This is a genomic window from Nocardia farcinica (assembly GCF_029867845.1).
Taxonomy (GTDB): domain Bacteria; phylum Actinomycetota; class Actinomycetes; order Mycobacteriales; family Mycobacteriaceae; genus Nocardia; species Nocardia farcinica_A.
The window spans coordinates 1-11,092 of the sequence record NZ_JARWRU010000966.1 but is presented as its reverse complement, the minus strand read 5'-3'; the positions used below and the strand labels follow the sequence as shown (position 1 = coordinate 11,092).

Annotated in this window: 13 protein-coding genes; 7 read left to right on the top strand and 6 right to left on the bottom strand. The window is 70.7% G+C overall.

All coding sequences use genetic code 11. From position 1 onward, the window contains the following. On the bottom strand, nt 1-351 hold a 351-nt coding region (locus tag QH283_RS21315; RefSeq protein ID WP_432420759.1), incomplete at its 3' end, for a helix-turn-helix domain-containing protein. 120 nt (nt 352-471) lie between these two features. Here QH283_RS21315 and QH283_RS21310 point away from each other — a divergent pair. The 3 genes from QH283_RS21310 (at nt 472) to QH283_RS21300 (ending at nt 3,122) form a co-directional block, all read left to right on the top strand. Beyond that, a complete protein-coding gene (locus QH283_RS21310; protein ID WP_280504743.1) occupies nt 472-954 on the top strand; it encodes a nuclear transport factor 2 family protein in 483 nt (160 codons plus the stop codon). 183 nt (nt 955-1,137) lie between these two features. Beyond that, entirely contained in the window at nt 1,138-2,232 is a 1,095-nt protein-coding gene (locus QH283_RS21305; protein ID WP_280504742.1) for a YncE family protein, read from the top strand. A 56-nt stretch (nt 2,233-2,288) separates the two neighbouring features. Beyond that, entirely contained in the window at nt 2,289-3,122 is an 834-nt protein-coding gene (locus QH283_RS21300; protein ID WP_280504741.1) for a class II glutamine amidotransferase, read from the top strand. A 39-nt stretch (nt 3,123-3,161) separates the two neighbouring features. Here QH283_RS21300 and QH283_RS21295 read toward each other — a convergent pair whose 3' ends face one another. Both QH283_RS21295 and QH283_RS21290 read right to left on the bottom strand, forming a co-directional pair. Further along, nucleotides 3,162-3,953 (bottom strand): SDR family oxidoreductase, encoded by a 792-nt coding sequence (locus QH283_RS21295; protein ID WP_280504740.1) that lies wholly within the window; start codon nt 3,951-3,953, stop codon nt 3,162-3,164. A 208-nt stretch (nt 3,954-4,161) separates the two neighbouring features. Beyond that, a complete protein-coding gene (locus QH283_RS21290) occupies nt 4,162-4,617 on the bottom strand; it encodes a hypothetical protein (RefSeq protein ID WP_280504739.1) in 456 nt (151 codons plus the stop codon). Between the two features lie 121 nt (nt 4,618-4,738). On the opposite strand from QH283_RS21290, the gene QH283_RS21285 reads away from it, so the two are divergent. Together QH283_RS21285 and QH283_RS21280 are read left to right on the top strand one after the other, a co-directional pair. Next, nucleotides 4,739-5,260, top strand: coding sequence for a DinB family protein (locus QH283_RS21285; RefSeq protein WP_280504738.1), 522 nt, complete (start codon nt 4,739-4,741; stop codon nt 5,258-5,260). 110 nt (nt 5,261-5,370) lie between these two features. Then, a complete protein-coding gene (locus QH283_RS21280; RefSeq protein WP_280504737.1) occupies nt 5,371-6,033 on the top strand; it encodes a PaaI family thioesterase in 663 nt (220 codons plus the stop codon). 178 nt (nt 6,034-6,211) lie between these two features. Here QH283_RS21280 and QH283_RS21275 read toward each other — a convergent pair whose 3' ends face one another. The 3 genes from QH283_RS21275 to QH283_RS21265 form a co-directional block, all read right to left on the bottom strand. After that, a complete protein-coding gene (locus QH283_RS21275) occupies nt 6,212-7,375 on the bottom strand; it encodes a sulfotransferase family protein (RefSeq protein ID WP_280504736.1) in 1,164 nt (387 codons plus the stop codon). A gap of 61 nt (nt 7,376-7,436) precedes the next feature. After that, a complete protein-coding gene (locus tag QH283_RS21270) occupies nt 7,437-8,243 on the bottom strand; it encodes an SDR family oxidoreductase (protein ID WP_280504735.1) in 807 nt (268 codons plus the stop codon). Further along, on the bottom strand, nt 8,243-9,406 hold the full coding sequence (locus tag QH283_RS21265; protein ID WP_280504744.1) for a hypothetical protein: 1,164 nt from the start codon (nt 9,404-9,406) through the stop codon (nt 8,243-8,245). Before QH283_RS21265 ends, QH283_RS21270 begins: the two co-directional genes overlap by 1 nt. 176 nt (nt 9,407-9,582) lie before the next feature. Between QH283_RS21265 and QH283_RS21260 the strand changes: the two genes are divergently transcribed. Further along, on the top strand, nt 9,583-10,485 hold the full coding sequence (locus QH283_RS21260) for a helix-turn-helix domain-containing protein (protein ID WP_280504734.1): 903 nt from the start codon (nt 9,583-9,585) through the stop codon (nt 10,483-10,485). Between the two features lie 32 nt (nt 10,486-10,517). Beyond that, nucleotides 10,518-11,092: sulfate adenylyltransferase subunit CysD (gene cysD, locus QH283_RS21255; RefSeq protein WP_280504733.1), on the top strand; the 575-nt coding region annotated here is incomplete at its 3' end.

Genomic DNA, 11,092 nt, shown 5'->3' with positions numbered 1-11,092 from the left:
CGCTGCGCCCCGCGCCCCCACCCCGGGGGCGCCCACGGCGCGACCCCCGTGGGGGCCGGGGGCGCCGCCCCCCTGCCCCTCGGGCCCGGCGCCGAGGCGGTAGCCGCCGGGGGTGTGCGCGAGCCAGCGCAGCCGGACCATCTGGTCGAGGATGCGGTAGACGGTGGAGCGCGGCAGACCGGTGCGTTCGGTGAGGCCGAGCAGGGTGACCGTCGGCGTCTCGGCGTCGAAGGCGTCCAGGATCACCGTCATTCGCTCGATCATCGAGACGGGCGGCTGCACCGCCTGACCGCTCACCCGAGGGGACACCGCCCGGACGAATTCGCGATGGCCCACCATCTCGACCGTCATGACACAACCTCTCCTCGCACTGCGCGCCCAGCTTAGAAGAAATATCCGCGCGCACACGAACAACCCCGAATACTAGAACACGTTCTTGTGGAGAAGCATTCGGCATGCCAGGCTGTCGGAATGGATCTGGAAGCCCTCGAATCCGTACGCAGGCTCAAATACCGCTACTTCCGCACGCTCGACCTCAAACTCTGGGACGAATTCGCCGACACCCTCGCGGAGGACGCTCGCGCCGAGTATGGTACGCACGCCCTCGGCGAGCCGCTGTCGTTCCAGGGGCGCGAGGCCATCACCGATTTCCTGCGCACCACAGCGGGGCCGTCGATCGTCACGGTACACATCGCGCACCACCCCGAGATCACCGTCGACGGTGATACCGCCACCGGCTCCTGGGCCTTCGAGGACACCGTCATCGCCACCGAATTCGGGGCCCTCATCCGGGGCGCGGGCTATTACCGCGACCGCTATCGCCGCGATCCCGACGGCGTGTGGCGCATTGTCGAGACCGGATACCAGCGCATCTACGAGTCCAGCCAGTCGCTGTCGGACACACCGAGTTTCACCCTGCTGTCGAATATGTGGGCCCGAAGCGGTTCGGAATAAGGACATTTCAGACTGCCGGACGCCAGGAAAGGGCATCGGCCAGCAAAACATACCGGTCGGTAGCCCTTTCGGGGCGGCAGAGCCGGACCGCCTCCCGGGTAGGGTGACCGGGCACGGTAACGCTTGCGACAGCGGCGTTTACGGGGAATAGTCCGTTCGGATACCCACACGAAAGGTCCGAGGATGGCACTGAGGTTCCGGCGTCGGTCCGCGCGCGCGTTCGCGATCGGCGCGGCCCTGTTGTCCCTGCTCGCCCCGGCGGCCGGAGCGCGGGAGGGCGTCGCCGACGCCTACATTCCGATCGCGGGCGAGGGCGCGGTGCTGGTCGTGGACACCGCCGCCGACCGCGTCCACGCCAGGATCGAGGGGGTCGGCGCGCACGCTTCGGGCGTCGCGGCGTCCCGCGACGGCAGGCATCTGTACGTACAGGCCTTCAACCCGCCGCTCACCGGCCCCGACGACATCGCGGTCGTCGACCGCGCCACCGACACGGTGACCGCGCGCATCCCGATCTCGGGCACCGACGGGATGACCGCCCCGATCGCCGACCCGGTGCGCGACCGGGTGTACATCTTCACCGCGCGCCCGTCCATCGACGTCATCGACACCACGACGCAGACCGTGGTGACCTCGATGCCGCTGCCCGGCATCCCGTTCGCGGCGGCCATCGCCCCGGACGGTGGCAGGCTCTACACCGTGTTCGCCGACTCCACCGCCGCGGTCCTCGACCCGGAGACCGGTTTCCAGCTCGGCGAGCGGATCCAGATCGACGGCTCGGCGCCCTTCGCCGCGGCGGTCTCCCCCGACGGCCGCACCCTGTACTCGGTCAACGCCCTCGGCGACAACGTCTCGGTGATCGACACCGAGTCCTGGGCCCGCACCGGCGCCATCTCCTTCGCGCCCGGCAGCGCCCCGGTCGCCGGCGCCATCAGCCCCGACGGGACCAGCTTGATGGTGGCCACCGCGGGCGCGAACGCCGTGCAGGTCATCGATCTGGCCTCCGGTGAGATCACCGGCTCGGTCGCGGTGGACTCGCCCATGTCGGTGGGTTTCACCCCCGACGGCGCCAAGATGTACGTCGGCACCGCCGGTGCGAGCCCGCCGCCGCTGTTCGACCGCAGCGTGGCCGGCTTCGACGCGGCCGCCCTGTTGCAGACCTACCTGCGCTCCAACACCCGCTCCGGGGCGCTGCTGCCCTTCGACGCGGCCTCGCTGACCCCGGCGGGCGGACCGATCCCGCTCGGCTCCGGCGCCGCCTCGGTCGCCTTCCCGAGCTGAACACGCGCCGGGCCGGAGGTACCCCGACGGCCCGGCACTTCTGTTTCAATGGGTACATGTGCCGCTGGCTGGCGTACGCGGGCGAGCCGATCCTCGCGGAGGACCTGCTGTTCCGGCCCGAGCACTCGCTGATCGACCAGAGCCTGGAATCCCGTCTCGGCGCGACCACCACCAACGGTGACGGCTTCGGGATCGGCTGGTACGGCGAGGGGGTACGCCCCGCGCTGTTCAAGAGCATCCAGCCCGCCTGGAACGACCGCAATCTGCGCGAGATCGCCGGCCAGATCCGCACGCCGCTGTTCTTCGCGCACGTGCGCGCCTCCACCGGCTCGCCGGTGCAGCGCAGCAACTGCCACCCGTTCCGGCACGACCGCTGGCTGTGGATGCACAACGGCGTCCTGGAAGGTCACCACGAGATGCGTCGCGACCTCATGACCGCGCTGGCGCCGGAGCTGTTCCCGGAGCTGGAGGGCACCACCGACTCGGAGGTGCTGTTCTATCTGGCCCTGACCTTCGGCCTGACCGAGGACCCGATCGCCGGGGTCGCCCGCGCCGTCGGCTTCGTCGAGGACGTCGCCCGCGCGCACGGGGTGGACAATCCGGTGCAGATGACAGTCGCCACCACCGACGGCGGCACCATCTGGATCTACCGCTACTCCACCGAGCGCCGCTCCCGTTCGCTGTTCTTCTCCACCGACATGGACAAGCTCAAGGCCCTGCACCCGGAGGTGGCGGCGTTGCGCAGGCTGGGCGGGCTGACCAGGTTCGTGGTGTCCGAGCCGCTGCGCGATCTGCCCGGCGCGTGGAACGAGGTGCCCGAGTCCAGCGCGGGGATCATCCGGGCGGGCTCGGAGGAGATGCTGCCCTTCGAACCGGTCTCCCCCGGCTAGACCACGAATCCGGTCCGAGGGCCGTCCGCCGGCCCCGGCTCACAGGTCGGGGATGGGAATGGCCAGATTGGGTTCGACGAGCCCGCCGTCGGGCTCGATCACCTTGCCGGTCAGGTACTTTCCCGCCGGGGAGACCAGATACAGCGCGGCCGCCGCGATGTCCTCCGGCTCACCGAGAGTGTGCAGCGGCGTCTTGCGCTCCAGTTCGCCGCGCATGCGCTCGTCACCGGCCACGATCTCCAGCGCCGAGGTGAGGATCGACCCCGGCGCGATGGCGTTGACGCGGATGCGCGGGTTCAGGTCCATCGCGGCCAGCCGGGTGTAGTGCGCCAGGGCTGCCTTGGCGGTGCCGTAGGCGGCGAAGGCGCGGCCGGGCAGCCTGCCCATGGCGGAGGTGATGTTGACGATCGAGCCACCGCCCGCCGTCGCCAGCATGTGCGGCACGGCGGCGCGGATCAGGGCGTGCGCGTTGGCCACGTTGAAGCCGAAGGCCTGTGTCATGGCCTCCGGGGTGGTGTCCAGCAGCGGTGACGGCAGTGCGCCGCCGACATTGTTGACGACGATGTCGAGCCTGCCGAACCGGTCGACGGCGATCCCGGCCAGCGCCGCCGTCGCCTCGGCGTCGGCGAGGTCGGCCGGGACGACGTGCGCGCTGCGCCCGCTCGCCGCCACCTGCTCGGCCACCTCGTCCAGCTGCTGCTTCGTGCGCGCCGCGATCACCACGTCGGCCCCCGCCTCGGCGAAGGCCACCGCGATCGCCCGGCCGAGTCCGCGCCCCGCGCCGGTCACCACGGCCACCTGCCCGTCGATACGGAACCGGTCGAGAATCATGTGCGCTCCCATCCTCGCCGCGCGTCGCGACGTACGCGGACCGGCACGGCCCGAATTAGAACGTGTTCTATGTCGGGCATCGTAGGCCGCCGTCACAGGCGGACACAAGGGTTCGCGCCGACGCCGGGACACGCACGCGCCGAGAGCCGGGCGAGGGCCGCACCGGGTGGAAAGCGCTCCAACACATCCTCGGACGGCCCGGGCGCCCTCACCCGTCGGCGCCCGGCCCGCCGTCGCCGGGCTCCCCGAGGAGTTCGTCCGCCCGGCGCAGGGCGTCGTCGAGCCCGGCGTCGAATTCGCCCAGCGCCCCGAGCAGGTCGAAACCGCCGAGCAGATCGGTGAGTTCGTCCCGGACGGCCTCGACCCGGGCGATCTCCGGGTCGATCGGCGACCAGGCCACCCCGTCCCGCCACCAGGGGTTCTCCTCGAGCCAGGCGAAGAGGATGTCGCGCACCAGGACATGATCGGAGGTGAACAGTTCGAAGCGCTCCGCACCGGGACCGTCGCGACAGCGCAGTTCGTAGAGTCCTTCGGGCAACATCCGCGCGCGCAACCAGTGCTGCTCACCCCTGGCCAGTTCCAGCACGGAACGTTCGGGATCGCCGGGCAGGTGAGCGGGCGCGCCGTCCTCGGCGCGGCCCGGTCCGCTGGTATCCACAGGCATCCGGTCAGTCTGCCCGATACCGCAGCTCACGCCACCCCCCGCGCCGGTCCGCGACCGCCGGGAGCCGGACCGCGCGGCAAAATCGATTGCCTCGCAACGACTCACCGATACCCTCGACCACGTGACGTGGACAGCACCGGCCGTCGACCGAACCACCGCCCCGACCGCGGCGGGCGAACGCGCGATCCTCCAGGGCTGGCTCGACCGCCACCGCGACACCCTGCGGTGGAAGTGCGCCGGCCTGCGCGCCGACCAACTGCGCCTGCGCGCCGTCCCGCCCTCGCGCATGTCGCTGCTCGGCCTGGTCCGGCACCTGAGCGAGGTCGAACGCGGCTGGTTCCGCATCGCGGCCGCCGGCCTGCCCCTGGACTACCTGTACTGCGCCGAGGACGACCCCGCCGGCGACTTCGACCACGTCGACGACGCCGACCCGGAGACCGCCTTCGCCGTCCACCGCGCCGAGGCGGCCGCCGCCGACGCCGCCGTGGCGGAGCTGCCGCTGGAGCACACCTTCGTCTTCCCGCCCGGCGGGCGCACCTACAGCCTGCGCTGGGTGTACATCCACGTCATCGAGGAGTATGCCCGGCACAACGGCCACGCCGACCTGCTGCGCGAGCGCATCGACGGACACACCGGCGACTGAGCCGCGGCCCGGCGCCGTGGTTCGGCCGCGACCGCGATCGCGGCGCCGGAGCTTTCGGTGCGCCGACCCGGCGAACGCACGCGCGCGGGTCACCGGATACCTTGGAAACCATGACCGAAGACCACGTGGCCGACGCACTACCGACCGCTGAGCACCACGAAGGCGGATTCCGGCCGATGTGGGAACAGATGATGAAGGATGCCGACGTCAGTCGCGGCGGCCCGCACCTGGGCGAGCTGATCGAGCAGGTGCGCACCCTCATGGACCACGCCAGGCTGTCCCGCCCGGACGACGACCAGGCGCTCGACCTCATCGCCAAGCTCAAGGAGGTCAACGCCGCCCTGGCCGAGACGGTGGTGGACGAGTGGTCGGCGCCCACGTGGACCCGCCACGAGCTGCCCGCGCGCGGCAACATCACCCTGCCGCCCTATCGGGTCACCCGGGCCAGCCGCAAGGGCGTGGAGACCGCGATCACCTTCCGCACCTTCCACCTGGGCGGCAACGCGGCCGCGCACGGCGGTCAGGTCGCCGTCGGCTTCGACGAGCTGTGCGGCATGGCCGCGGCCATCCACGCCGGGTCCATCACCAGGACGGCCTCGCTGACCATCGACTACCGCTCCATCACCCCGCTGGACAAGGAGCTGACGCTGCGCTCCTGGGTGGACAACCACGAGGGGCGCAAGGTGTATGTGCGCGCCACCCTGCACGACGGGGACCGCCTGTGCGCCGAGGCCAACGGCCTGTTCATCGTGTTGCGGCCGGGCCAGGCCTGAGACGTCGCACGTCTTCCCGGCGCCCGGCCACGCCCGGGCGACCCGCACCACAGGAGTCCGAACCCGCTGCCCCGCCCCCGCGCCCCGCCCCCCGCCCGGGCGACCCGCACCACCGGAGTCCGAACCCGCTGCCACGCCGGGGCGCCCGGCCGATGCGGGGCACCCGGGCCCGGAAGTGTCAGCGTCCCGGGAAGTGCACCGCCCGGTACTGCTGGAATCGCTCGTCGACCTGTTCGGCGGTGAGACCGTAGTCGGCCAGGGTGTACCGGTGGGACGGCCGTGCCGCACCGGTGGTGCTCTCCGCGTGCAGCGCCCGCATGGCAGCCTCCGCCTCGGCGGTGAACGGAAGCCCGAACCTCTGGTAGATGCCCGCGATGGTCGCCACCGGGTCGGCGACTAAGTCGACGTAGTGGACGTCGGCGAACTGCGCGTGGTCGTCGCGCGCGGGGGCGGCCAGGAACCGTGCGGCCCCGCGCGCCCACAGGTCCAGCTGGGTCTCCCCCACGACCGGACCGCGGAACTTCTCCGACCAGCCCTCGCTGGCCTTTTCGTTCAAGCTGCACACCGAGGCGATGATGGTGCTCGGGTCGCGGTGCATCTGCACGATGAGCGCGTCCGGGTAGACGGCCATGATGGCGTCCAGGGCGAACAGGTGGCTGGGATTCTTCAGCACCCAGCGCTTCCCTGCGTCGGGCAGGCCGATCAGTTGCAGGTTGCGCTTGTGCCTGGCGTAGGCGGGTGTCCAGTCGCGGCCGTCGAGCCAGCGCGAATAGCCGGGCAGATAGGCCAGGCACTCGTAGGAGACCGACATCGCCGACTGGCGCAGCAGCTGCCAGCACTCCTCCACCTGGTCGGCCGAGATGTGGTGCATGCCCATGAATTCCGGGTGCTCGACGTGGTGGCGGGCGAAGCCCTCCTCGATGCGCTGGTACACCGGGTTGTCCGCCCAGCTCTCGCGCGGCGGGCGCGGCTGCGGCATCTCCGTCAGCCACATCTCCAGTCCCTGGTGCGCCGGGTCGGCCTCCAGCAGCCGGTGCACGGCCGTGGTGCCCGAGCGCGGCAGGCCGGTGACGAAGATCGGCCGTTCGATCGTCACATCGGCGTGCTCGGGATGGCGCTGCCAGGCGTTCTCGCTGAGCAGCCGGGCGATCAGGGCGCCGCGCAGGAAGGCCCGGTTGATCTTGTTGCCGAAGGGGGTCAGCTCGGCCTCGCGGTGGTAGGACTCCAGCAGCACGCCGAGACCCTCGCGGTAGTCGTCGTCGCCGAAGTCGTCGAGTCCGACCACCTTGGTGGCCGAGGCGTGCAGATCCTCGACCGTGCCGACGTCCGCGCGCCCGATCATGCCGCGCCCCCGTTCGACTCGCCGATCGCCCTGGCGGTGTTCATGTTCCGTGTGCTCCTCATCAGTGGTGGTACTCCCCCGCGTTCACGTCCAGGCACGCTCCGGTGATGGCCCGCGCCAGCGGGGAGGCGAAGAAGACGACCGCGTCGGCGATCTCGTCGGGTTCGGGCAGTTTGCGCAGGTCGGTGGTGGCCGCGGTCTCGGCGTAGATCTCCTCGGAGGTCACCCCGCGCTGCTCGGCGAGGTAGTTGAAGTACCACTTCAGGTTGTCGGCCCAGATGTAGCCGGGCGCGACGGTGTTGACCCTGATGCCCTGCGGCCCGACCTCGGTGGCCAGGCTCTGCGCCAGCGCGAGCAGGCTCGCCTTGGCCATCTTGTAGGGCCCGAAGGTGCGCCGCGAATGCCGGAGCACCGCCGAGTTGATCATCACCACCGAGCCCTTCGCCGCCGCGAGATCCGGGATGAACTGCCTGGTCAACCGAAGCGCGGCCAGCACATTGGTCTCGAATCCGGCCCGCACCTGATCGATGTCGACGGTGGCGAGGTCGGTCAGCGGCGGGATGGCGAAGGCGTTGTTGACCACGGTGTCGACGCGACCGAACTCCGCGCGCGTGGTCTCGACCAGCGCCCGCACGGCCGATTCGTCGGTGATGTCGGTGGGGACCACCAGGGCTCGCCTGCCCATCCCGGTGACCTCCGCCGCCACCTTCTCCAGCCGGGAGCGGGTGCGGGCGGCCAGCACCAGGTCCGCGCCCGCCGCGGCGCAGCGCGTCGCGATCGCCTGCCCGAGCCCCGGCCCGACCCCGGATACCACGACGACCTTGTCCTGCAAGAGCTTGCCGTGAAGAAGCTCGTCTCGCACCGTCATCAGCCCAGCATCCTCTCCGCGACCGCGACCTGACGCGCGGCGATCCTGGCGCGCCACTGCTCCGGCGTGACGCGCGCGTCCTGGTAGTAGGGCAGCCGCTCGGGCAACTCGTCGAAGCGCACGATCTGCACCGTCGGCCCGTCCTCGGGGGTGAGCTTCCTGGACAGCCGCTGCCAGCGGAACTGGAGATAGCCGCGGGCGTGGCCGGTGCGCTCGATCCAGTTGGCCAGGCCGGGATCGCGCTCGCTGATCACCAGCCGGATCATGCCGTCCGGGTCCACCCTGGCCTGGTCGGCGGTGAGGCTGGTCTGGTGGTTGATGTAGTCCAGCGAGATGTACCACATGCTGCCGAGCTGGAAGCCCTGGTAGGGGGCGTCCGACTTGGGCACGGTCAGGATCATGACCTGGTCGTCGTCGAGCTCGTAGTGACCGACCGAGGAGAACTGGGTGGTCAGCCCGCCGGGGGTGGAGCGCGGCTCGGTCATGGTGTTGACCGGCAGCTTCAGATAGAACCACTCGGGGAAGGCCAGGAACGTCCGCAGGCGCGAGACCAGCATCTTGCCCGCGATCTCGTACCGCCTGGCGAGCAGATCCCTCGTCGGCGCGGGCGGCGCGGCTCCGACGGTGTCGACGCGTTCGATGCGCAGGCTGCCCGGCTGCTCGGTGGCCCAGTCGCTGTAGACCTCGCGGACCACGAGCATGGCGGAGTCCTCGGCCAGGTGCACATAGCCCGGTCCGGCGGGGCCGGGGCCGAGGCGCAGCTCGAACCTGCCCTCGGCGTCGATGTCGAGTTCACGGTCGTCGAAGGCGGTCTCGCTGTCCGGTACGTCGACCGGCGAGTAGTTGCCGTTGAGCACCTGGAGACTCAGGTCACGGGTGGTGCCGCGACGGCCGGTGACCCGGTACTCGGCGTCGGGGCGCAGGAAGGCGTGGAAGTAGAGGGTGTCCGGGTTGTCCAGGCCCATCTTCGTGTACTGGTGCGTGCTGCGCGCGAAGAACGGGAAGTCGCGGTCGTAGGCCCACGCCAGTTGCAGACAGGCGCGCGCGCTGCCCGCCAGATAGTCCAGGCCCTCCACCAGGTCCTGCTCGGTGCGGATGTGCGGCGCCTCGGTGACGATCTTCTCGGCGGCGGCCAGTGCCTCGGCGAACGGCTCGGTCAGCAAGAGCAATCTCCGATGGTCGGTGCGGTATGGTCGGTCCATATATGTACCGGTCTGGTACATTTCGGATACGCACAGATTAGAACTTGTTTCAGTCTGCGTCCATGATTCGCCCGAACGGATTCCCCACCGGTCTCCCGGCGGGCTTTCCCCGATGTCGTCAGATCCCGGAGTTCCGAATGACCGCACGCCGTTCCGCTCCCGCCGTCCGCGTGGTGCGGGTGCTGGACTTCCTCGTCGAGCAGCGCGGCAAGCGCTTCGGCCTGTCGGAGCTGGCGCGCGAGCTCGACCTGGCCAAGCCGACCGTGCTCGGCATCCTCAACGAGCTCACCGCCGCCGGCTACCTGGTGCGCGACCCGCGCCAGCACACCTACGGACTCGGTCCAGCGCTGATCGCGGCTGGTCGCGTCGCCCAGGCAGGCTTCGCCATCTCCGCCATCGCGCGCGCCGAACTGGAGAAGCTCAGCTCGGCCTACCGCACCACCTGCACCGCCTCGGCCGTGCTCGGCGACCGGATCTCCGTGCTGGAGAGCACCGGCCCCGGCCTGGTCAAGGTGGGCGCCTCCTACCACTTCGCGCCGCCGGTCGGCCTGATGTACGTGCTGTGGGACAACGACGAGGCGCTGGAGTCCTGGCTGGCCATGCCGCCCGCCGTGCCGCTCGAGCACGACGAGCCGCGGCTGCGCCGGGTGGTGGCCGAATGCCGCGAGCGCGGCTACCTGGTGGAGAGCATGACCGCGGCGGGCAGGCGGCTCTACGACCTGCTGGCCGGGGTCGCCGGCCGCGACCTGCCCGCCGATCTGCGCGAGATCGTCGGCGAGCTGGTCGGCAGCCTCGGCGAGCGGGTGCACCTCGGCTCGGATCTGCGCCCGCGCGCCCACCATCCGGTCAGCCTGCTCGCCGCGCCCACCTACGACGCGGACGGCAGGCAGAACATGGTGCTGACCATGTACGTCGGCGCGTCCATCACCGGCGCGGAGATCGCCCGACGCGGGCGGGCGCTGGTGTCGGCGGCCAACGCGGTCACCGCCGCCTCGGGTGGTCGCGTGCCGACGCGCGGTCCCACCGGACCCAACCATTGACCGATCACAGAAACCTGTTCTAGTTTTCAGGAGTGAGCCAGCACGAGAAGTCGACGGCGAGCAGCTACGAGCTGTCCCATTCGGACACCCTCGAGGCCGAGTCGGCGCACATCTTCCGGGAAGTCGCCGCGACCTTCGAGCGGCCCGTGCTGCTGTTCTCCGGCGGCAAGGACTCGGTGGTCATGCTGCACCTGGCCGCCAAGGCGTTCTGGCCCGCGCCGCCGCCGTTCCCGGTGCTGCACATCGACACCGGCCACAACTTCGACGAGGTGATCGAGTTCCGCGATCGCACCGCCGAACGCCTCGGCCTCCGTCTGATCGTGGCGCGGGTACAGGACGACATCGACGCGGGCCGGGTGGTCGAGGAGACCGGACCGCGCGCCTCGCGCAACCGCTTGCAGACCACCACCCTGCTGCGCGCCATCCGCGAGGGCGGTTACGACGCGGTGTTCGGCGGGGCGCGTCGCGACGAGGAGAAGGCGCGCGCCAAGGAACGGGTGTTCAGCTTCCGCGACGCCGACGGTCAGTGGGACCCGCGCGCGCAACGGCCCGAACTGTGGAACCTCTACAACGGCAGGCACCGGCGCGGCGAGCACATCCGCGTCTT